21 protein-coding genes are annotated in these 21,899 nt (G+C 72.3%); 3 read left to right on the plus strand and 18 right to left on the minus strand.

Annotated elements, in window-relative coordinates; genetic code table 11:
- Positions 1-67 precede the first annotated feature (67 nt).
- Positions 68-1,723 carry a RecQ family ATP-dependent DNA helicase gene (locus Q2K20_RS10810; protein ID WP_159148809.1) on the plus strand — a complete coding sequence of 552 codons (1,656 nt, stop codon included), beginning with the start codon at positions 68-70 and terminating at the stop codon, positions 1,721-1,723.
- Here Q2K20_RS10810 and Q2K20_RS10815 read toward each other — a convergent pair.
- The 12 genes from Q2K20_RS10815 to Q2K20_RS10870 all read right to left on the minus strand — a co-directional run bounded on the left by Q2K20_RS10815 (position 1,710) and on the right by Q2K20_RS10870 (position 13,350).
- On the minus strand, positions 1,710-3,155 hold the full coding sequence (locus tag Q2K20_RS10815; protein ID WP_269529108.1) for a ComEC/Rec2 family competence protein: 1,446 nt from the start codon (positions 3,153-3,155) through the stop codon (positions 1,710-1,712). The genes Q2K20_RS10810 and Q2K20_RS10815 overlap by 14 nt on opposite strands.
- Positions 3,152-4,153 (minus strand): ComEA family DNA-binding protein, encoded by a 1,002-nt coding sequence (locus Q2K20_RS10820; protein WP_269529107.1) that lies wholly within the window; start codon positions 4,151-4,153, stop codon positions 3,152-3,154. Before Q2K20_RS10820 ends, Q2K20_RS10815 begins: the two co-directional genes overlap by 4 nt.
- Before the next feature lie 50 nt (positions 4,154-4,203).
- A complete protein-coding gene (locus tag Q2K20_RS10825) occupies positions 4,204-5,034 on the minus strand; it encodes a DegV family protein (protein WP_069389018.1) in 831 nt (276 codons plus the stop codon).
- Positions 5,031-5,729 (minus strand): histidine phosphatase family protein, encoded by a 699-nt coding sequence (locus Q2K20_RS10830; protein WP_069389019.1) that lies wholly within the window; start codon positions 5,727-5,729, stop codon positions 5,031-5,033. Before Q2K20_RS10830 ends, Q2K20_RS10825 begins: the two co-directional genes overlap by 4 nt.
- Before the next feature lie 8 nt (positions 5,730-5,737).
- A complete protein-coding gene (gene rsfS / locus Q2K20_RS10835; protein ID WP_067719684.1) occupies positions 5,738-6,181 on the minus strand; it encodes a ribosome silencing factor in 444 nt (147 codons plus the stop codon).
- On the minus strand, positions 6,178-6,894 hold the full coding sequence (nadD, locus tag Q2K20_RS10840) for a nicotinate-nucleotide adenylyltransferase (protein ID WP_069389021.1): 717 nt from the start codon (positions 6,892-6,894) through the stop codon (positions 6,178-6,180). The genes rsfS and nadD overlap by 4 nt, the downstream gene beginning before the upstream one ends.
- A gap of 65 nt (positions 6,895-6,959) precedes the next feature.
- Positions 6,960-8,390 carry a vWA domain-containing protein gene (locus tag Q2K20_RS10845; protein WP_069389022.1) on the minus strand — a complete coding sequence of 477 codons (1,431 nt, stop codon included), beginning with the start codon at positions 8,388-8,390 and terminating at the stop codon, positions 6,960-6,962.
- A gap of 28 nt (positions 8,391-8,418) precedes the next feature.
- A complete protein-coding gene (locus tag Q2K20_RS10850; RefSeq protein ID WP_067719692.1) occupies positions 8,419-9,300 on the minus strand; it encodes an AAA family ATPase in 882 nt (293 codons plus the stop codon).
- A 67-nt stretch (positions 9,301-9,367) separates the two neighbouring features.
- Positions 9,368-10,669, minus strand: a complete 1,302-nt coding sequence (locus Q2K20_RS10855) for a glutamate-5-semialdehyde dehydrogenase (RefSeq protein ID WP_269529106.1) — start codon at positions 10,667-10,669, stop codon at positions 9,368-9,370.
- Between the two features lie 61 nt (positions 10,670-10,730).
- Positions 10,731-11,615, minus strand: a complete 885-nt coding sequence (locus Q2K20_RS10860) for an SDR family NAD(P)-dependent oxidoreductase (RefSeq protein ID WP_069388927.1) — start codon at positions 11,613-11,615, stop codon at positions 10,731-10,733.
- The gene (locus tag Q2K20_RS10865) at positions 11,612-12,238 is read right to left on the minus strand and encodes a class I SAM-dependent methyltransferase (protein WP_069388932.1); all 627 of its coding nucleotides are present in this window, start codon (positions 12,236-12,238) and stop codon (positions 11,612-11,614) included. Before Q2K20_RS10865 ends, Q2K20_RS10860 begins: the two co-directional genes overlap by 4 nt.
- An 89-nt stretch (positions 12,239-12,327) precedes the next feature.
- Positions 12,328-13,350 carry a serine hydrolase domain-containing protein gene (locus tag Q2K20_RS10870; protein WP_181694351.1) on the minus strand — a complete coding sequence of 341 codons (1,023 nt, stop codon included), beginning with the start codon at positions 13,348-13,350 and terminating at the stop codon, positions 12,328-12,330.
- Positions 13,351-13,420: 70 nt separating this feature from the next.
- Here Q2K20_RS10870 and Q2K20_RS10875 point away from each other — a divergent pair, with 70 nt between their 5' ends.
- Both Q2K20_RS10875 and Q2K20_RS10880 read left to right on the plus strand, forming a co-directional pair.
- Complete coding sequence (locus Q2K20_RS10875; RefSeq protein ID WP_268099483.1) at positions 13,421-15,562, plus strand: RecQ family ATP-dependent DNA helicase; 2,142 nt, start codon at positions 13,421-13,423, stop codon at positions 15,560-15,562.
- A gap of 170 nt (positions 15,563-15,732) precedes the next feature.
- Positions 15,733-16,983: a calcium/sodium antiporter gene (locus Q2K20_RS10880; protein WP_269529105.1), complete on the plus strand. Its 1,251-nt coding sequence runs from the start codon at positions 15,733-15,735 to the stop codon at positions 16,981-16,983.
- A gap of 37 nt (positions 16,984-17,020) precedes the next feature.
- Here the strand turns inward: Q2K20_RS10880 and Q2K20_RS10885 are convergent, their stop codons facing one another.
- The 6 genes from Q2K20_RS10885 to Q2K20_RS10910 are packed head-to-tail and all read right to left on the minus strand — an operon-like array spanning position 17,021 to position 21,868.
- Positions 17,021-17,923 (minus strand): cytochrome P450, encoded by a 903-nt coding sequence (locus tag Q2K20_RS10885; RefSeq protein WP_269529104.1) that lies wholly within the window; start codon positions 17,921-17,923, stop codon positions 17,021-17,023.
- A 21-nt stretch (positions 17,924-17,944) separates the two neighbouring features.
- On the minus strand, positions 17,945-18,196 hold the full coding sequence (locus Q2K20_RS10890) for a hypothetical protein (protein ID WP_269529103.1): 252 nt from the start codon (positions 18,194-18,196) through the stop codon (positions 17,945-17,947).
- Positions 18,197-18,253: 57 nt separating this feature from the next.
- Positions 18,254-18,631 carry a hypothetical protein gene (locus tag Q2K20_RS10895; protein ID WP_317176792.1) on the minus strand — a complete coding sequence of 126 codons (378 nt, stop codon included), beginning with the start codon at positions 18,629-18,631 and terminating at the stop codon, positions 18,254-18,256.
- A gap of 49 nt (positions 18,632-18,680) precedes the next feature.
- Positions 18,681-19,304, minus strand: coding sequence for an MFS transporter (locus Q2K20_RS10900; RefSeq protein ID WP_269529101.1), 624 nt, complete (start codon positions 19,302-19,304; stop codon positions 18,681-18,683).
- Positions 19,253-21,073, minus strand: coding sequence for an FAD-binding dehydrogenase (locus Q2K20_RS10905; RefSeq protein WP_269529100.1), 1,821 nt, complete (start codon positions 21,071-21,073; stop codon positions 19,253-19,255). The genes Q2K20_RS10900 and Q2K20_RS10905 overlap by 52 nt, the downstream gene beginning before the upstream one ends.
- 18 nt (positions 21,074-21,091) lie before the next feature.
- Positions 21,092-21,868: an AAA family ATPase gene (locus Q2K20_RS10910; RefSeq protein ID WP_083249632.1), complete on the minus strand. Its 777-nt coding sequence runs from the start codon at positions 21,866-21,868 to the stop codon at positions 21,092-21,094.
- Positions 21,869-21,899: the final 31 nt, after the last annotated feature.

Below are 21,899 nucleotides of genomic sequence, written 5' to 3' on the forward strand. Positions count from 1 at the left end.
CATACGCTCGACGGTCCGGGACCATCCCACCGCGGGCAGCCCGACCGCGGATAGAGAGGACGCACTCGTGACGACGACCCAGGCCGAGGCCACCGATCCCCACGAGGTGGCGCGCCGCGTGTTCGGCTGGGACGACCTGCGCCCGATGCAGGCCGAGGCGATCGAGGCGGCGGTGGGAGGCCGCGACGTGCTGGCGGTGCTGCCCACCGGCTACGGCAAATCGGCGATCTACCAGCTCGCCGGGATCATGGCGGACGGCCCGTGTGTGGTGGTCTCACCGCTCATCGCGTTGCAGAGCGACCAGTGCGAGGGTCTGAACTCGCTCGCGGATTCCGCGCCCACCCGGTCGCTGGCGATCAACTCCTCGATGGGCGTGCGACAGCAGGCGGAGGCCTGGGACGAGGTCGTCGCGGGGCGCGTCCACTTCGTGTTCCTCACCCCTGAGCAACTGGCCAAACGAGAGGTGCTCGACCGGCTCCGTGCCGCCGAGCCGAGCTTCCTCGTGGTCGACGAGGCGCACTGCGTCTCCGCCTGGGGCCACGACTTCCGCCCCGACTACCTGCGGTTGGACGCCGCCCGCCACCGGATGGGGTCGCCGACCGTCATCGCGCTCACCGCCACCGCCTCGACCCCGGTCCGCGAGGAGATCGTCGACAGGCTCGCCATGTCCGACGCCCTGGTGCTGGCCGGAGGATTCGACCGGTCGGAACTGCACTTCGCGGTGAGACGGCACGTCGAGGACGACGGCAAACAGGACGCGGTCGTGGAGCGGGCCGTCGAACTCGGCGGCCCCGGACTGGTCTACACCGCCACCCGCCGGTCCACCGAGGAGTACGCCGAGCGGATCGCCGCACGAGCGGCCGACTCGGATCGGCCGATGAGGGTGCGTGCCTACCACGCCGGCCAGAAGTCGGCCGACCGCGAGGAGACGCTGGGCGCCTTCCTCGATGGTGACCTCGACGTGGTGGTGGCGACGAGTGCGTTCGGGATGGGGATCGACAAGGAGGACGTGCGGTTCGTCCTGCACGCCGACATCCCCGACTCACTCGACACGTACTACCAGGAGGCGGGACGGGCCGGCCGCGACCGCGAGCCGGCGACGATCGAACTCCACTACCGCAGCGAGGACCTCGGCCTGCGGAGTTTCTTCTCGTCGCACAGCGCCGACGAGGAGGTCATCCGGGCGGTCATCAAGCACCTCCGCCGGGCCGACGGCCCGGTGCGGCTGACCCGGTTGAGGAAGTCGCTGGACTTCGGCGGAAAGCGCGTCACGGGGGCGGTCAATCTCCTCGAGGCGGCGGCGGTCGTCGAGTCCGGGCGGGAGGGCCTGCGACTCGTGGAGGACGTGCGGCCCAAGGAGGCGGTCCGGCGGGCCGAGGAGACGTCGGAGACGTTCGAGCGGATCGATCGCTCGCGGATCGAGATGATGCGCGGATACGCCGAGACCGACGGGTGCCGTCGCCAGTTCCTGCTGGGGTATTTCGGTGAGGAGCTCGCGGACCCGTGCGGGAACTGCGACACCTGCGACGCCGGCACCGCGGTCGACCTCACCCACGACGCGGCGGATTTCCCCCTGCAGTCCGCGGTCGTGCACCGTGAGTGGGGCTCGGGGATCGTCATGAGCGTCGACGACGACCGGCTCACCGTGTTCTTCGAGGAACAGGGCTATCGGACGCTGTCACTCGACCTGGTGCGCGACCAGGAACTGCTCACCCGGGCATGACGGGTGGCGAGCCCGGCAGCCCGGCAGCGATGCCGGCGACGGTCTCGAGCCACCACAATGCGGGGGCGCAGGCCGCGGCCAGCAGGACCGCACCGCTCTCCCACACCGGGCCGAGCGCGGCCGCCGCGGTGCCGAGCACGGTGACCAGCGGGACGGCCGGGGCGACGGCGATGTTCGCGGGCAGGGCCCACGGCCCCTGACCCAGGCCCGAGGCCACGAGCACCGGCAACGTCGCCAGGTGGGCGACGACGCACACCGCCAGGATGTCGGCGGCCGGCCCGGGCATCCACGGTCGACGGATCCGCTGGGCCACCGGCCTCGCCGCCAGGACCAGGGCGGCGGTCGCGGTGACGGACAGGACGAAGCCGGTGCCGGTGGCCGTGGCGGGATCGAGCAGGGCGACGACGAGCACCACCGCCGCCAGCGCGGCCAGCGGGCGGCCGGTGCGGTGGGCGCCGAGTGCCGCCAGACCGATGGCCCCGGTGCCGGCGGCGCGCAGGACGGCCGGTTCCGGGCCGACCACCGCCACGAATCCGGCCAGCGCGAGTCCCGCGGCCAGGATCCGCCCACGCCGCCCGACCCCGAGAGCCGCCGCGGCGAGCAGGACCGCACCCACGACGTAGGTGGTGTTGGCACCCGAGACCGCGGCGAGGTGCGCCAGCCCGGCCGCCCGGAACTCCTCCCGGGTCCGGGTGGACACCCCGCCCTCGTCGCCCAGGACGAAGGACGGGAGCAGCCCGGCGGCCTCTCCCTCGAGTGCGCGGCCGGAGACCTGCCGGAGCCGCTCCCGCACCGCCGCCGGGATCCGTCCGGACCATCCGGGTGGGCCCGTCACGCGGGGCGGGGACAGCGCCCGGAGTGCAGGTGGTTCTCCCGCGGATCGCGGCTCCACCACCGCCACCGATGCCTCCACCCGGGTCCCCGGCGGGAGCCCCCGCCAGCCGCTGCGGGCCAGCAGCACAACGTCGAGTTCGGCCTCGCGCGCCGAGCTCCCCGACCCGGTGGACTCCACCCGGACCGGCACCACCACCCCACCGCCGCGGATCGGCCGGTCGAACCCGGTCACCACCGCCTGTACGCCTGTGCGCGCTCCCACCAGATCGTTCAGCGGGTGCGCGGCCAGGGCGTGCACCCGGGCGGCCTGCACCCCCGCCGCGACCGCACCCGTCGCGCACGCCAGCGCGAGGACGCCCAGTGCGGTGCGGTCGAGACGCTCGCGCACCCCCTGCGTGGAACCGGTCGACCCGCCGACGGACCACAGTGCGGCGACCACCGCGGCCGCCGCCAACACCACCGCGACGGCGGCGGCGAGAGCCGGTCGGGCCTCGCCCGTCGCAGCCGTGGCCGCGAACACCGCGAGCGTCGGCACGACCAGCCGCAGATCGCGCGCCGCCGGAATCCGGCGCCGTGACGTGTCGACCCGGTCGCTCACACCGTGACCAGCGGCCGGAGCCGTGCCAGGGTCGCCGGCCCGATCCCGTCGACCTCTACGAGCTGGTCGACGCCGGAGAACGACCCGTTCGCGGCCCGCCACGCCAGGATCGACGACGCGGTCACCGGCCCGACACCGGGCAACGACTCGAGCGCCGCGGCGTCGGCGGTGTTGAGGTCGATCAGACCCCCACCTCCTCCCGGATCCGTTGGGCCGCCCGCTGGCGCGCCGGTCCCCGCCGTTCCCGGCCCCGCACCAGAACCCGGCCCAGGGCCGGGGCCCGGTCCGATGATGTCGCTGCGCGGACCTCCCGACCCGTCCGGGCCGGGGGCTGACCCGACGAGGATCTGTTCGCCGTCGGAGACCTTGCGCGCCAGGTTGAGCCCGTCCCGGTCCCCGCCCTCCAGGACACCCCCCGCGCTGTCGAGCGCGTCGGCGACGCGCGCGCCGGGCGCGAGGGTGACCAGTCCGCTGCGGCCGACCAGCCCGACGACGGAGACGACGAGCGGTTCCCCGGCGGTACCCGCTTCCCCGCTCCCCGACCCCGGGGACGGCGGGGCGGGCCGGGTCGAGGCGCCGCCCTCGTCAGTGGCCGCGTCGGCGGGATCGGCGGGATCGGCGACAGGCTCCCCCACCTGCGCCAACGGGAGGTCGGGGACCGCAGGCCCCTCGGGGACGGACGAGATCAGACGGTGCACGGAGAACGCGCCGAGACCCAGCACCAGCATCACCAGGGCGATCCCGGCGAGCCGGTCGGGCGCCCACCGGATGCGACCCCACCACGGCGGGTCGGCCCAGGCGGCCGCATCCGGGTACTGCGGCGGGATCCGCTCCGGCCGGTCACCCGCGGGGTCGAGGTCGGCCCACGGCACCGAGGTCGGCCGGTCGGGAACCGGCGGCGAGAGAGCGCTGGCGAGTCGGTGCAGGGCGGCCGCCCGCGCAGGGTCCCGGTGGGAGTCGACGGGGCCGCCGGATCGTGCCGGGGTCTCGGTTCGCATGGCGCGAGGCTAGCCCGGCACATCCTCCGCGGTGGCCCCGATCGCGGCCGTCAGTCCGCCGGCTGTGGAGAGGGGGGAAGGATGGGGAATTCGGTGTCGACCAGGTCCGTCACCGAGACGCCCACTGTTCCCGGCCCCAGGTGCCAGGCGAGGACCTCGTCGAATTCGACGATCATGACCCGCTCCGGAAACTGGGTCTCCTTGCGGATCTCGGTGGCCATCTCCTCGGCCCGCTCGCGCGCCTGCTGGTGGTGGACCACCACCAGCACGTCACCGCGCGCCACGTCGTCGCGCAGCAGGGACCGCAGCCGCGCATGCGCCTTGGTGGTGGTGCGGGCCTTGGCCGCCAGGTCCACCGATCCATTGCGCAACACGATCACCGGGCGCATGGCCAGGGCACTACCGAAGAGCGCGGCGAGCGCACTGATCCGGCCGCCTCTGCGCAGGTTCTCGAGTGACTCCAGTGCGGCGTACGTCGAGGCGCCCCGGCAGAGCCGCTCGGCGAGTTCGTAGGTCGCGGACAGGCCGAGCCCGTTCCCCGCCGCCCACGCGCACTGCGCGACGGCGGCCCCGAACGCCATGCCCGCTCCGCGGGAGTCCGAGACCAGGACCCGGCCCCCGAACCTGGTCGCGGCATCGGCCGCCGACTGCCACGTTCGCGAGAGCTCGCGGGACAGGTGCACCGACACCACGCCGGTGCAGTCGGGATCCGCGAGCAGTTCTCCGTAGATCTCCGCCAGTTCGTCGGGCGTGACCGCGGCCGTGGACACCGCGCGGTCGTTCTCCTCCACGACGTGCAGACCCACCACCGTGATGCCGAACCCGCGGACCCACTCGGCCGGCAGGTCGGCACTCGAGTCGGTGACCAGGCGGATCGTCATGACGAGCCCACCGGAGGCGTGATGCCGGCGTTCCACTGGTCCAGGCGCCACAGAACACCTCGGGCGGCCTCGGTGGTGGGGCCGACCTCGGACTCGGGAGGCTGCGCGGCCGTGCCCTCGGGGCGGACGTGCGCCGACAGCTGCACCCAGCACGTGTTGCCCAGTCCGTTGAACACCGAGTACTGCTCCACCGGCAGCTCGAGCAGCGACGCGGTCAGGGCCGCGATCGCGCCGCCGTGGGCGACGATCACGGCGGGGTGCTCGCTCCAATCCGGCGACGACTCGACCAGCTCGTCGACGACCTCTCGGGTCCGCCGCGCCACGTCCAGACGGCTCTCGCCCTCCGGCGGGGACCACCGCGGGCTGCTGCGCCACCGGACCCGGGCGTCGGGCCACTGCCCGTCGACCTCGGAGTGGCTCATGCCCTGCCAGCTCCCCAGGTGCGTCTCCCGCAGCCTGGGGTCGGTGCGGACGTCCAATCCCACCTCGGTGGCCAACGCCTTCGCCGTCTCGTGCGCCCGCTGCAGGTCCGAGGACAGGATCGTCCACGGGCGACGGGGTGCCAGCACGCGGCCGACGGCATGGGCCTGCCGGATACCCAGCTCACTGAGCTCGGTGTCCAGCTGTCCCTGCATCCGCAACGAGGCGTTGTAGTGCGTCTGGCCGTGACGCAGGAGGATGAGACGTCGGGTCACCGGGTGGTTCAGAGCTCCTGATCCCGCTGTGGCTCCTCCGGCGCGAGCGAGTCGTCGGCGTTGCCGGCGTCGTCAGCGGGCCGTCGCGACGTCTCGACGCCCTCGATCTCGACGACCGGGCAGTCCTTCCACAGGCGGTCGAGCGAGTAGTAGTCACGCTCGTCGACGTGCTGGACGTGCACGACCAACTCGTTGTAGTCGAGCAGCGCCCACCGGCCCTCGCGGGTGCCCTCGCGACGCAGCGGCTTGTGACCGGCCTCGCGCAGCTTGTCCTCGATCTCGTCGACGACGGAGTTGACCTGCCGCTCCGTGTCGGCGGACGCCAGGACGAAACAGTCGGTGATGATGAGCTGGCCGGAGACGTCGATGACGACGATGTCGGTCGCCAGCTTGTCGTCGGCGGCGCGGGCCGCGATGGCGGCCATCTCAAGGGCCTCGGGGCTTGCGGTCACTGGGGATTCTCCTCGGGGTGGGGTTCGGTGGGGACGGGCACCCGGTGTACCGGGGCCGTCGCTGCGAGGGTGCCGTCCAGGCGGGTCGAGCCCTCGGGTCGGTAGAGATTGCGTTTCGCGATGTACTGCACGACACCGTCCGGCACGAGGTACCACACGGGCGCGTCCTCGGCCGCCCGGCGGCGGCACTCCGTGGACGAGATGGCGAGTGCGGGGATCTCGAGCAGGTAGACACGCCCGTCCCTGATCTCGGTGAGGTGCGTGTCGGACAGTTCGAACCCGGGCCGGGAGACCCCGACGAAGGTGGCGAAGTCGAACATCTCCTCCCACCCGCGCCACGTGAGGATCTTCTCCAGTGCGTCGGCGCCCGTGATGAAGTACAGATCGGTGTCCGGGTGCTGGCGCAGCAGGTCCTTGAGCGTGTCGAGCGTGTAGGTCGGCCCGTCGCGGTCGATGTCGACGCGACTGACCGAGAAGCGCGGGTTGGAGGCCGTGGCGATGACCGTCATCAGATAGCGGTCCTCGGCCGGGGACACCTCCCGGCCCCGCTTCTGCCACGGCTCGCCCGTGGGGACGAACACCACGTCGTCGAGACCGAACCGGTGCGCGACCTCGCTGGCCGCGACGAGGTGACCGTGATGGATGGGGTCGAAGGTCCCGCCCATCACTCCGATGCGGCGCCGAGCGCCGTCGGTGGTCCCCGTCGTGGTCATGGTCGGTGAGTCTATCGGTCGGGGGTGACGCCCGGCCGTCTGCCGCGCCCCGCCGCCGCTATCACTCACACGGGGAGCAGGCTCGCGACGACCGTCGTGAGCTGTTCGACGTTGCGGCACTCGTGCATGGGCACGTACTGGGAGTACAGCCTGGCCGCCGAATCGCCGGTCCCCCACTGCCGCTTGGGCTCCGGGTTGAGCCAGTGGGTGTGTCCCACCCGCTCGCTGACGAACTCGAGTGCCTCGACGGACGGATCCCGGTAATTGTTGCGGCCGTCCCCCAGGATGAGCAGCGACCCCGTCCTGGTCAGGGTGTGGGCGTACCGGTCCGCGAAGCCCGCCAGCGCGTGGCCGTAGTCAGAGTGACCGTCATAGGTGACGATCTCGGCCTCGCGGACCATCCGGCTCATCGCGGATCCGAGGTCCGACCCGGTCTCGAAGAACGAGGTCACCTCGTCGGTGGTGTCGACGAACGCGAACACCCGTACCCGGGAGAACTGCTCCCGGAGCGAGTGCACCAGCTGGAGGGTGAAGTGGCTGAACCCGGCCACCGAGCCGGACACGTCGCACAACACGACCAGCTCCGGACGGGCCGGGCGGGGCTTGCGCAGCACCAGTTCCACGGGCACGCCGCCGGTGGACATGGACCGGCGCATGGTCTTGCGCATGTCGATCGCACCGTGCCGGTGACGACGCCGGCGGGCCGCCAGCCGGCTGCCCAGCTGCCTGGCCAGCGGACCCACCCTGCGGCGCAGTGCCTGCAGGTCCTGGTCGTTGGCCCGCAGGAAGTCGACCTGTTCGGCCGCGGGCCCCACCGCGTACTGTGCGACGCGGTCGCGGCCCACGGTCTCGGCGGTGCGGCGGCGGGTCTCGTCGGCGACCTCCCGCAGGAAGCCGCGGACCAGGTCGGCGGACGCATTGGCGGCCGCGGTCTTCTCGGCGTGCCGCTGGGAACCGTCCGGGTCGAAGGGGTCGGCGCCGAGCAGCCCGTCCAGGATCCGCTGCATGATCGAGTTGGTGTCGAGCGGGCTCAGTGCCTGGGAGGCGGAGTAGCGCGGCCCGTTCACCGAGTCGTACGAGCCCAGCTGCTCGACAAGGAGTTCCGCCAACGCCCGGGCCTTGGCCCGCGACTCCTCGGTGTCCTCGAGCAGGAGCGATGCGATGAGTTCGTTCAGGGCGTCCGGATCCACCTTGCCGTCGTCGTCGGTCGGGATCTCCACCTCGAGCGTCACCGCGTCGCCCGCGGTGTGGGACCCCACGGCGGCCGGGAACCACAGGTCGAAGAGCTGGTCGAACACCCCACGGTGCGTGGACTTGTGCAGGATCGTCGAGGCCAGCGCCTCGCGCAGCGCGGCGCGGTCGAGCAGGTCGACGTGCACCATCGCCGCGGCGGCGTCCACGGCCTCGCTCGGACCGACGGGGATGCCCTTGCGGCGCAGTGCGTCGACGAAATCGACGAGGTGGCCGGACATCCCACCCGGGGCCCTCTCGGTCATTCGACCCACCTCCCTGTCCCCCACGGCCCTAGTTGAGCCGGAGCTCGGCGGCCGCGCGCAGCTGGTCGGACTGGTGCTTGAGCACCACGCCGAGCGTCTGCAGGACGACCTCGTCGTCGATGGTGTCCAGGCCCAGCGCCACGAGGGTGCGACCCCAGTCGATCGTCTCCGACACGCTCGGCACCTTCTTCAGCGCCATCGCGCGCAGGACGCCCACCACGCGTACGAGCTGCTCGGCCAACCGGTCGTCGAGTTCCGGCACCCGGGAGGCGAGGATCTTGCGCTCCAGCTCGGGCGTCGGGAAGTCGAGGTGCAGGTAGAGGCAACGTCGCTTGAGCGCCTCGGACAGCTCGCGGGCCGCGTTGGAGGTGAGCACCACGAACGGGCGTCGGGTGGCCTCTATGGTCCCGAGTTCGGGGATGGTCACCGCGAAGTCGCTGAGGACCTCCAGCAGAAGCCCCTCGATCTCGATGTCGGCCTTGTCCACCTCGTCGACGAGCAGGACGGTGGGCTCGCTGCGCCGGATGGCGGTAAGCAACGGGCGGGACAGCAGGAACTCCTCGGCGAACACGTCGTCGCGCGTGGAGTCCCACCCCTCGCCCTGCCCGGCCTGGATCCGCAGGATCTGCTTGGCGTGGTTCCACTCGTAGAGCGCACGGGCCTCGTCCACGCCCTCGTAGCACTGCAGGCGGATGAGTTCGGCCTCCGTGGCGGCGGCGACGGCCTTCGACAGCTCCGTCTTGCCGACACCGGCCGGGCCCTCGATGAGCAGCGGCTTGCCCAGCCGGTCGGCGAGGTAGACCACCGTCGCGGTCGATCGGTCGGCCAGGTACCCCTGTCCGCCGAGGGCCTCGATGACGTGGTCGATGCTCTCGAATGCGGGTCGCTGGGCGGTGCGGGCTCGGTCCATCGGGTGGGTCCTTGTCGGTTCGGGGTCGTCGGTGGCGGGCCGGCGGGTGGCCCGGGCGCGAGTGCCTCTACGGCCGCATGTGCCCCTTGCCGTGGGCGATCCACTTCGTGCTGGTCAGTTCCTCGAGCCCCATGGGGCCGCGGGCGTGGAGTTTCTGGGTGGAGATACCGATCTCGGCGCCGAAGCCGAACATCTCCCCGTCCGTCCAGGCGGTGGAGGCGTTGACCATCACCGCCGCCGCGTCGACGCGGGCGCAGAACCGGTCGGCCACGTCGATGCTGCGGGTGGAGATGGCCTCGGTGTGCCCGGAGGACCAGCGGTCGATGTGCTCGATCGCCTCGTCCACCCCGTCGACCACCTTGAGCGCGATGTCCATGCTGAGGTACTCCTCGCCCCAGTCGACGTCGTCGGCGGGGACGAGGCCCTCACGGTCGCCGTGGACGGTGACGCCGGCCGATTTCAACGCCCCCACGACGCGGTCCACGGCCGCGTCGCCGAGTGCGGAGTCAAGCAGCACCGTCTCGGTGGCGTTGCAGACGCTGCAGCGGCGGGTCTTCCCGTTGAGCAGCAGGCTGATGGCCTCGTCGAGGTCCGCGTCTCCGTGGATGTAGAGGTGGCAGTTGCCGGTGCCGGTCTCGATGGCCGGCACCTTGGCGTTCTCCACCACGGTCTGGATCAACCCCGCGCCACCGCGGGGGATGACGACGTCGACCAGGCCGCGCGCCTGAATGAGGTGCGTGACCGACGACCGGTCCTCGGACGGCATCAGCTGCGCCGCGTCCACGGGCAGTCCGTGCTCGGTGAGGACCCCTCGCAGCACCTCGACCAGCGCCTCGTTGGAGTTGCGGGCCGAGCGCGACCCCCGCAGCAGTGCTGCGTTGCCCGACTTGAAGGCGAGCCCGAACGCGTCGACGGTGACATTGGGGCGCCCCTCGTAGATCATCCCGACCACACCGAGCGGGACCCGGACCTGTCGCAACTGCAATCCGTTGGGGCGCGTCGAGCCACGCGTGACGGTGCCGACAGGGTCCGCCAGACCGGCCACCTGGCGCAGGCCGTCGGCGATGCCCTCGATCCGCTCGGCGGTGAGCCGCAGCCGGTCGAGCATGGCCTCGCCCATCCCGGCCTCGGACTGCTCGGCGAGGTCCCGGGCGTTGGCCTCGAGGATCGTCGACTCCGCCACCACGAGGGCGTCGGCGGCGGCCTGCAGCAGTGCGTTCTTGCGGTCCGCGGTGAGCAGGGTCAGCTCGCGCGAGGCGGACCGGGCCCGGCGGGCGGCGTCGTGGACGGCGTCGCGGGTCGGGTCCGCGGCGGGGCCGGCGTCCGTCTGGCCAGTGAGGTCGGAAGCGTCGAGGTGGCTGGCTGTCATGCGTTCCAGCTTACCGATGCGGCCGGCGGGGTCACTTCCGGCGAGTCAGAACCGGGACGAGTCAGACCGTCGGGACGGCTCCGGTCTCACGCACGGCGAACTCCCGGAATCGGCGGGCCAGATCGGGATCCCCGGCCGGGCCCGATCGCTCACCGGGTCCGGGCGGGCCCGCGATCTGTCGGAAACCCGTCGGTCCGATGTACGACGCCGGCGGCAGATCCTCCGTCGCCGCGTACAGCAGCGGGCGTGCCCCGTCGGCCGCCGTGGGGACGATCCGCCGGCCGAGCAGGTTGAGCACGGCATTGACCGGCGGGAACGGGGTCGGGTCGAGGATCGAGGTGGCGGCGAACCCGGGGTGGGCGAGCTGCACGTCCACCGCGGAGCCCGCGGCGGCGAGCCGGTTCTGCAGGTCGAGGCCCCAGAGCATGCACGCCAGCTTCGACTGCGCGTACGCCGCCGCCATCGAGTAGGGGCGCTGTCGGAAGTGGGGGTCGGCGAAGTCGAGCCGCCCCTTGGCGTGGGCCATCGAGGCCGTGATCACCACCCGCTCCCGGATCCGGGGCAGCAGGAGTTCGGTGAGCAGGAAGGGCTCGAGGACGTTGACCCCCAGGTGCAGCTCGAAGCCGTCGGCGGTCTCCCGCCGGGTCTTGCTCATCAGTCCGGCGTTGTCCAACAAGATGTCGACGGGGTCCGTGTACGAGCTCGCGAACTCCCGCACGGCGTGCAGGTCACTCAGGTCCAGCTCGTGGACCTCGGTGGATCCGCCGATCTCCGCGGCCGCCGCCTCCCCCTCGGCGCGGGTGATGGACGGGAGCACGACGTGGGCGCCCCGGCGCGCGAGTTCACGCGCGGCTTCCTTCCCGATGCCGCTGGTGCCGCCCGTGACCACGATGGTCTTCCCGGTCAGGTCGGGCAGGTCGTCGACGGTCCACGCCGCGGAGCTCACGAGGCGGCCCCGTCGCTGCGCACGAGGACGGTGACCATGAAGCCGCTGTCGCCGTCGAACGGCAGCAGGTCCCACGTCGACCAGCGCTGCTGCACCCGCAGCCCGGCGCGTTCGGCGTCGCGGTCGAACTCCTCCCGGGTCCAGCCCCGGTCGAGCCCGAAGCCCACGACCAGGCGGCCGGCCCTCCCCTCGGTGCCCTCGTCCGCCGTGGCGAGGCGGGCGGCGAGGTTGGTGAGCACGGCGCCGCGGCTGGCGGGGTCGACGAAGGCCAGGACGTTGCCCGCCGACACGGCGAGGTCGAACGGCCCGCGGGGCCAGCCCTCGTCGGCCAGGTCCGCGACCTCCCACGACGCTTCGGGGCACAGCTCCCGCGCGCGCTCGATCAGGTGCGGGTCGAGGTCGACGCCGGTGACGCGGTGTCCACGCGAGTGCAGGTAGGCGCCGGTGCGCCCCTGACCACAGCCCACATCGAGGATCCTGGCACCGCGCGGGGCCATCGCGTCGATCAGCCGCGCCTCGCCGTCGATGTCCACTCCCTCGGCGACCATGTCGTCCCACCGTCGGGCGTACCGCCGGGAGTGCTCGGGGTCTGCCTCCACGATCTGCTTCCATGTCTGAGCCATGCGGCCCAGTATGGCCGCAGGGAGCGACATGCGTCGCGGAGGACGACGACGACGAGGGCGGCCGCAGCAGGGCCGGCGGAACGCGGTGGTCACGAGCCGATGGCGCGGAGGAGGCGGAAGGTGGGCAGATCGGCTCCCCTGGTCTGGTTGACGAGGGTGACCGCAAGGGTCCGGCCGACGGTGTCGACGACGGTGATCGACCGGAACCCGCCGGTGCCGCCGTTGTGCCACAGGGTGCCCGGGCCGGCGCGATGCCACCCGAGCCCCATCCGTTCGGGCCCGGACGGCGGCGTGGCCTGCGTGAGTCGGACGGCGTCCTCGAGGTCGGTGGTCGACGGATCGAGATGCGCGGCGAGGAACCGCGTCATGTCGGCCGCCGTGGAGCGCAGCGCTCCCGCGCCCGGCATGCCGCGCAGCGGCCACGGTTCGGCGCCGCGGCGGCGGCTGCGGTGCCCGAGGGCCGTTCGTCGCCGCTGATCGTCGGTCATCTGATCCTCGGTCACGGTGTCGGGCATGCCCAGTGGTCCGCAGATCCGGTCGCGGACGAGCGCCCCGAAGTCGGCCCCGGTCGCGCTGGTCATCGCGATGCCGAGAAGGCCGAAGCCGAGATTCGAGTACCTCGGCGTGCCCTGCCCCGGGTGCCGACGCGGGCGGAGGCCACGGAGTCCGGCGAGGACGTCCGGTTCGGTGAGCTCCACATAGGGATCCGCACCCGTGCGCACGTAGGCGAGGTTCTCCCGGAGCCCCAGCCGGCCGGGCGTCCTGGGGAGCCCGGAGGTGTGGGTCGCGAGGTGCTGCAACGTGATCGGGTCGTCGTCGCCACCCGGCAGGTCCGTGCCGGTGGGGAGCAGGTCCCGGACCGGGGTGTCCAAGCGCCACTGCCCCCGGACGACACCGTCGGCCAGCAACAGGGCGGTGAACACCTTCGTGACGGAGCCGATCTCGAAGAGCGTGTGGGCGTCCGGCGTGGCGCCCCGACCGGTGTCCCCGCGTGCAGCGGTGTGGACGCCGCCCGGTGGCCCGGCAGCCATCACGACCCCGACCCGCCGCCGCGACAGTCGGTCCGTCGCCCGCTCGACCTGCCCCGCGATTCCCTGCCCACCACTGGTCACGGGACCGAGTAAACGCTCCCGGGCTCCGCTCCGCAGGTGAGCTGTCGGAGCGGTGGGGCACGATGGGCCCATGACCTCGACAGCGGACCGTCCCACTTCCGACGACCCGGCCACCGGGGACCGGGCCGCCCTCCGGGCCCGCGCCGACGAACTGCTCAGCGCCCTCGCCGGCCCGGGCGCCGTCCTGCGCGAGGACCAGTGGGTCGCCATCGAGGCCCTGGTGGCGGACCGGCGACGCGCGCTGGTGGTCCAGCGCACCGGCTGGGGCAAGTCGGCGGTGTACTTCATCGCCGCCCGGTTGCTCCGCGAGCTGGGGTCGGGCCCCACCGTGATCGTCTCGCCGTTGCTCGCACTCATGCGGAACCAGGTCGAGGCCGCCGCCCGGGCCGGGGTGCGGGCGGCCACCATCAACTCGGCCAACATGACCGAGTGGGACGAGGTCCGCTCGGCGGTCCGGGCCGGTGAGGTCGACGTGCTGCTGGTGAGCCCGGAGCGTCTCAACAACCCCGACTTCCGGGACACGGTCCTGCCCGCGCTCGCGGCGGACGCCGGCCTCGTGGTGGTGGACGAGGCCCACTGCGTCTCGGACTGGGGTCACGACTTCCGGCCGGACTACCGGCGTATCCGCACCCTGCTCGCCGATCTGCCCCACGGCGTGCCGGTCCTGGCCACCACGGCCACGGCCAACGACCGGGTGGTCCGCGATGTCGCGCAGCAGCTCGGGGTCGGTGAGTCCGCCTCGGAGGACACCCTCGTCCTGCGAGGCGGACTGGACCGCGAGTCGCTGCGGCTGTCGGTGGTGGCTATCGACGACTCGGAGAAGCGCGCCGCCTGGCTCGTGGAGAACCTCGAGTCGCTGCCGGGCAGCGGCATCATCTACAGCCTCACCGTCGCGGCGGCCGAGGACATGGCCGAACTACTCACCTCGGCCGGGCACCGGGTCAGCTCCTACACCGGCCGCACCGACGCCGGTGAACGCGAGGAGCTGGAGCGCGCGCTGCTCGACAACGAGGTCAAGGCCCTGGTCGCCACCTCCGCGCTGGGCATGGGCTTCGACAAGCCGGACCTGGGCTTCGTGGTCCACCTGGGTGCCCCACCCTCCCCCATCTCGTACTACCAGCAGATCGGCCGCGCCGGACGTGCCGCCGACCGCGCCGAGGTGGTCCTGCTTCCCGGGCCCGAGGACCGCGCGATCTGGAACCACTTCGCCTCCCTGGCGTTCCCGCCCGAGGACGTGGTGCGGCGGGTCCTCGACGCGCTGGAGCCCGATCGACCGCAGAGCACGCAGGCGCTCGAACCCGCCGTCGACCTCGGCCGCAACCGGCTCGAGATGGTGCTCAAGGTCCTCGACGTCGACGGCGCGGTCCAGCGCGTCCGGGGTGGCTGGGTGGCCACCGGGCGGCCGTGGCACTACGACGCCGAGCGGTACGCGGGGCTGGCGGAGGCACGGCAGTCCGAGCAGCAGGCGATGTTGGAATACCAGCGCACCGTGTCCTGCCGCATGGAGTTCCTCCGCGGCCAGCTCGACGACTCCACCCTCGACCCGGCCTCCGGCGGTTGCGGTCGCTGCGACAACTGCACGGGCCAGCGCCGCACCACGGACGTCGACTCCGGCGCCCTGACCCGCGCCCGCGACGCCCTCGAACGGCCCGGCGGGGTCCTGCCGCCCCGCCGCCAGTGGCCGACCGGCCTCGCCAAGCTCGACGTCCCGCTCAAGGGCAAGATCGCCGACGGCCCCGCCGAGGGCCGGGCTCTGGCCCGCCTGACCGATCTCGGCCTGGGCCAGAAGCTGCGCGCTCTGCTCGCCGAGCCCGACCAGGACGCCCCGGAATGGCTCGCCCGCGCGTGTATTCCCGTCCTCCGCGAGTGGGGCTGGGCCGACCGGCCCACCGGCGTGGCCGCCCTCCTCACCGGCGAGCACCCGCAGCTGGTCACCACTCTCGCGCATGCCCTGGCTCAGATGGGTCGCATGGAACACCTCGGGGAGATCTCCCGCGATCCGGCCCTGCCCGCGGTGACGGCCCAGAACTCCGCGTACCGCGTGGCTCAGTTGTGGGGCACGTTCTCCGGCCCGTCGACGCCGTCCGAGGGCCCCGTCCTCCTGGTCACCGACCTGCTCGGGACGGGGTGGACGATCACCGAGGCGGCCCGGCATCTCCGCTCCTCCGGGGTCCCCGCCGTCCTGCCCCTGGCCGTGGCCACATCCGGCTAGGTGTGATGTGCGGCTGGGTGTGATGTCCGGCTGGGTGTGATGTCCGGGGAGGTCGCCGCCCGCGCATCGACATACCGGAGTCCGGCACGGGATCATCGACCCATGGGTAATTCAACGAGACCGTCACCGTCGGCCGGGCCGGGGTTCACCACGATCCGGTCGGACCCGTCATGAGCGCCCTCACGGTGCTCGCCCTCGCGGTGGGATTCGTCCTGCTCATCGGCGGCGGCGAAGTGCTGGTGCGAGGCGCCGGTGGTCTGGCCACGACCCTCGGGATCTCCCCGCTGGTGGTGGGACTCACCGTCGTCGCCTTCGCGACCTCCGCGCCGGAGTTCGCGGTGAGCGTCGACGCCGCGCTGAGCGGGTACCCGGGGTTGGCCGTCGGCAACGTGGTGGGCAGCAACATCGCGAACATCCTGCTCATCCTGGGTCTGACAGCGATCGTTGCCCCGCTGGTGGCGACGTCCCGGATCGTGCGGGTCGACATCCCCATCATGGTGCTGTTCTCGCTGGTCGCGCTGCTGGTGGCACTCGACGGCACGATCAGCTTCCTCGACGGTCTGCTGTTGTTCGCCGGCCTCGTGGCGTATGTGGTGGCGACGATCGTCATCTCGCGCAAGCAGGATGGAGGCCGGGCCGCCGCGGCACCGGAGGACCCGGTCGCTGACGGCGCCGGTGGTGGCGACGCCGCCGTCGACGGCGCGGGTGATGCCGCCGCAGGTGGCGCCAGTGCCGGCGAGACGCGGTCGTCCGGCGTCGCGTCGTCACACCCGGTTCTGGTCAGCAGCGTCTTCGTGGTCGTCGGTGTGGCTCTGCTGGTGGTCGGCGCGCGACTACTCGTCGCGGCGGCGAGTGATCTCGCGTCGGCATGGGGAATGAGTGACCTGGTCATCGGTCTCACGGTGGTGGCGGTCGGGACGTCGCTGCCGGAGCTCGCCACGAGCGTGGTGGCGGCGATCCGCGGCGAACGGGACCTGGCCATCGGCAACATCGTCGGTAGCAACATGTTCAACATCGGTGCCGTTCTCGGGATGACCTCGCTCATCTCGCCCATCGACGTCGCCCCCGGGGCCGTCCGCTTCGACCTGCCGATCATGCTCGCCGTCTCGCTGGCCCTGCTCCCGATCGCCTTCACCGGTATGGCGATCAAGCGGTGGGAGGGACTGCTCTTCACCGGCTTCTACGCCGCGTACGTCGTCTACGTGGTGCTGCAGGCGGCCGACCACGACGCGTTGGATCCGTTCAGCGCCGCCATGCTCTGGTTCGTCATCCCCATCACGGCCCTGTGGCTCATCGTGCTGGCCACCTATGAACTCGGCGTGCTGCGGGGGCGCAGACAAGCGCGAGGACAGCGCGTCGCGGCGGGGGCGCGCGGAGCGGACGAGGAGGGCCCGACGGAAGGGGTGACCCGCGACGTCTGAGCGCCCTCGCCGGGCCCGTTCGCCGAGGACCTCCGGTTCACACGGAGAGTCGGAGGCTCCGGAGGCGACGGACCAGAAGACTCTGATGCCATCGTGTCTGCGATACGTCGATCTCGAGGTCCCCGCCGAGATCGAGGAGGAAGTCGAGTGCGGCGCGGGATTCCACGCGCGCCAGGGCCGCACCCAGGCAGAAGTGGATGCCGCGCCCGAACGACAGGTGCGAGCCCTCATCGCGGTCCGGTCTGAACCGGTCCGGGTCACCGAACCGGCGGGGGTCCCGGTTGGCGCTTCCCCAGAGGAGGAAAAGGTGGGTGCCCGCGGCGAGAGCGGTCCCACCGAGTTCGGTGTCCGTGGTGACGTGGCGGTAGTGCCCCCGGAAGGGCGCATCCGTTCTGAGGGTCTCCTCGATGAACGGCGAGCGGCGCCCCGGGTCCGACCGGAGTGTGTCGAGGTGCTCGGGGTGCTGCCCCAGGCGCCACGCCAGCGTGCCCAGGTGGCCCACGGTGGATTCGATCCCGGCCGCCACGAGCTGGACGAGGACCTGCACCGCGGCGTCGTGGGAGATCTCGCCGCGCTCCAGCTCACGGGCGAGTGCCCCGAGCACCGAGGCGCCCTGCCCGGCCTCCGCCCCGGTCAAAGCGGCCGAGAGGTGGTCGACCAGCTCCCCTCCCGACCGGAGCGAGTCGTCGAGCTCGTCGGCCGTGACCATCCCGTCCAACATCCTCGTGCTGGCGAACGCCCACTCCCACAGGCGGTCGGCATCCTGTGGCGGCAGCCCCATGAGTTCCGCGATGACGGCGGGCGGGAGACGCTCGGCGATGTCCGCCACCCAGTCGATCCCGCCGTCTCGCCAGCCGTCCGCCCACAGTTCGCGCAGTCGGCGGTCGACGAAGGGCCGCCAGGCTCGCAGTGTGCGCGGGGAGAGGGACGACGTGACCACGCTCCGGTGGGCCCGGTGCACCTACCCGTCAGCGGTCGCCAGCGCGTGGACGGGGGATCCGAGTTCGGCGACGGGGAACTCGGTCACCTCCCCACCGGGGCCCACCACCATCGTCGCGGTGAGGTTGGACGAGAAGTCCTCGACCCTGCTCGCGGCCTCCACGATCAGGTCCCATGACCGGACGGCGTAGAAGCCCGAGTCCCCCACCCGCTCGATTCCCGGCGAGGTCCTCGAGGAGTCGAACAGGTCCATGATCTCGTGCGCATCCCGCATACCCGCCACACTCGCGGACCGGTACCCGGCCCACATCGGAATCGCACATTCCGGTGGTCACTCGGCGGGCGCGGGCGACCGTCGTGGGGCTCCGGGGGCCCGGAGCCCCACGACACCGCTGACCCCCGAGACCGCGGCGGAGGCGAGCAGTAGTGCACCGAGGCCCAGGGACGGTATGACGGCCCCGGCGAGCGCCGGCGCGATCACGGAGCTCACGGCGCCCACCACCAGGCACGCCGTGAACGCCGCCCCCGCGCGATCGGGGGCCAGTTCCGCCGTCCACACGGCGAGGACCGCCGAACCGGTCATGTACCCCACACCGAAGACGCCGGCGGAGATCACCGTCGCGACCAGGGAGTTCCCCGCCTGACCCAGCAGCGCCAACGAGACCGCGACGATCACCAGCACATCGCCGCGACCCGGGCACTGCCCCACCGTTGCGCCATGGCGCCGGTCGCCAGTGCCGTCAGGCCGCTGGCACCGATCAGGACGTAGGCCACCGGGACGGCGAGCTCCGGCAGGTCCGTGCGGTCGAGGACGTCGGAGGCGTAGGTGAAGTAGATGATGACGACGGCGAAGTAGACGACCGCAGGGCGATCAGCCCGACGCCCGTACCGGTGGTGATCATCGCCAGCGCCCTGGGCTGTTGTCGGGCGGTCACCGTCCGGGTGACGATGTCCGAGTACGGCGCCCAGACCCAGCCGCCCGCGCTGCCGGCCAGAACCGCGCCCACGGCGAGCAGCCACGGCGACTGGGCGGTCACCACGATGGCGGCACCGAGCGCGCCGCAGACCCCGCCCACGGTGGTCGGTGCGCGCGGTCCACGCCGGGCCGTCAGGGGTCCCGCGAGCAGCAGGCCGGCCAGGTAGCCGACGAACGTGGCGCTGGCGACGAGCCCGAGCACCAGCTCCGGCAGACCGAGGTCCCGGCGGATGTCGGGCAGGGTGAGCCCGTAGACGTACCGCGCCATGCCGAAGGCGACGCCGACGACCGCCGCGCCGGCGATACCGATCCTCGCCGCGGAGAGCGTGCGCTCCTCGCGGCCGCCCGCGCCGATCAGACCTCCCGCGCCATCGCCCGGCCCGCCTTGAGCCCGGAGAAGATGCACCCGCCGAGGAACGTCCCCTCCAGCGAGTTGTACCCGTGCACGCCGCCGCCGCCGAAGCCGGCGACCTCGCCCGCCGCGTACAGGCCCGGGAAGGGCTCGCCGTCGGGGGTCAGGCACTGGGAGTCGAGGGTCGTCTCGATGCCGCCGAGCGTCTTGCGGGTCATGAGGTGCACCTTGACCGCGATGAGCGGGCCACCGGAGCCGGCCGCCGAGCCCGTGCCCTGGCCCGAGTCCCTGAGCAGCCGGTGCGGCTTGGCCAACCGGGTGAGCTTGTCGGTGAGGACGCGCCGGGCGTTGTGGATGGCCTGCACCTGGGCGTCCTTGGCGAACGGGTTGTCCATCTGCCCGTCCATCGCCAGGACGAACTCGCGCACCCGCTCCACGTCGAGCTCCGGCTCCCCGTCGCGCAGCAGCGAGTTCATGCCGGCGACCATCTCCTCGAGGGTGTCCGCGACCACCCAGTCGACGCCCTTCTCGGCGAACTCGGCGATCGACGGCGGCAGTCCGCTTCCGGCCTTGGAGGCGAACTTCTTGATGCTCTTGTCCGTGAGCTCCGGGTTCTGCTCGGACCCGGAGAGGATGAACTCCTTGCCGGCGATGGCGGAGTCGAGGATGAACCAGGAGTAGTCCCGGCCGGTGCGGCGGATGGCCTCGATGGACGCCGTGGTGTGGAACCCCGGGAACAGCGGTACCGGCATCCGGTCGCCGTTCGCGTCCAGCCACAGGGTGGACGGCCCGGGGATGATGCGGATCGCGTGCGAGGGCCACACGGGCGCGTAGTGCTCGACGCCCTCGGTGTAGTGCCACATCCTGTCCCGGTTGATGAGGTTGGCCCCGGCCACCGCGGAGATCTCCAGGATCCGGCCGTCCACGTGCTCGGGCACCCCCAGGATCAGGCGATCGGGAGCCTCGCCGAGCCGGTCCGCGGGCCAATACCGACGAACGAGGTCGGGGTTGCCGCCGATACCGCCGGAGGCGAGGAGCACCGCCCCGGCGCGGAACTCGAACCCCCCGGTCTCCTCCCGCGGGGAGGACACGCCCCGGTCGTGGTCGCAGGGCACGAGGGTCGCTCCTCGCACGCCGACGGCGCGACCGTCCTCGACCACGATCTCGTCGACCCGGTGACGTACGGCGAAGCGCACGAGCCCGGCCCGGGCGGCCTCCAGGACGGGTTCCTCGAACACCCGCACCACCTCGGGCCCGGTCCCCCAGGTCACGTGGAAGCGCGGGACGGAGTTGCCGTGCCCGGCCACGTCGCCGCCGCCGCGCTCGGCCCAGCCGACGGTGGGGATGATCCGCAGGCCCAGGTCGTGGAGGTACCGCCGCTTCTCCCCCGCGGCGAACTCGACATAGGCACGCGCCCACTGCCGCGGCCAGTGGTCCTCCGGCCGGTCGAAGCCGGCGGAGCCGAGCCAGTCCCGCCACGCCAACTCGAGCGAATCGGAAATCCCGATCCGCTTCTGCTCGGGTGTGTCGACCAGGAAGAGGCCGCCCAGCGACCAGAACGCCTGACCGCCGAGGTTCTTCTCGTTCTCCTGGTCCACCACGAGCACCTTCTTGCCCGCGCGGGTCGCCTCGTGGGTGGCGACCAGTCCGGACAGACCGTGCCCCACGACGATCACGTCCGGGGTGAAGCCCGGCTCCGGCGCGGGAAGCGGTCCGGTGTTGGCCGCCCGTGACGCCGATGGCGGCTGCCACTCCGGGTAGACGGGGTGGACGGGCCGGGCCTCGCCGGTGGTGCGGTGCGATCGGGACTCAGAGCGGCTCATGCGCCCCAGTGTGCCCGGTCACTCCAGCAGGTGGCGCAGATACCGTTCCGGCGCGTCGAGATAGCGCCGGTGGTGGTCGACCATCGCCAGATCCTCCCACCGGGTGCGGTGCATCCCGGCGTCGGAGAGCTCGTACACCGCGGCGCCGGGCACCGAAGCGAGGATCGGCGAGTGGGTGGCCATGAGCACCTGCGCCCCGCGCCGGTCGGCCAGCTCGAGCAGCAGGGCGACCAGTCTGAGTTGGGCGTCGAAGGACAGTCCGGCCTCGGGCTCGTCCAGCACGAACAACCCGCCGCCGGAGAACCGCGAGGTGGTGACGATGTCCCAGAACGCCTCACCGTGGCTGCGCGTGTGGAAGTGCTCCACGGGCCCGGAGGTCTGCTCCTTCTGCGCGGTCTGCAGGTAGGTGAACATGCCGTGCATGGTCTCGGCGCGCAGGAAGTAACCCCACTTCGGCGCGCCCCCGCCCCGGACCAGCCGCAGTGAGTCGTGCAGCGGGGACTCCGACTCCCAGGTGACGTCACGGCCGTTGACCGACCCGCCCTCGGCGCCGAGCCCGTACGCCATGGCGACGGCCTCGACGATCGTCGACTTGCCGGCGCCGTTCTCCCCCACGAGCACGGTGAGGTCGTCGAGTTCGAGTCCCTCGCGCAACAGCTGGGCCACCGCCGGGATCGAGTACGGCCACCGCCCCGCCCCGGCCGACACGGGCTCGGCCCGCTCGTCCACGCCCCCGTCGCGCTGCCGCTCGACGCGTACCACCGGTCGTGGATCGAGCACTCCACCTGCGGCCATGCCACGCACCCTACCGTCGGTCGGTACCGTT

This window comes from Dietzia sp. IN118 (assembly GCF_032905965.1).
In the GTDB taxonomy this organism is placed as follows: Bacteria; Actinomycetota; Actinomycetes; order Mycobacteriales; family Mycobacteriaceae; genus Dietzia; species Dietzia kunjamensis.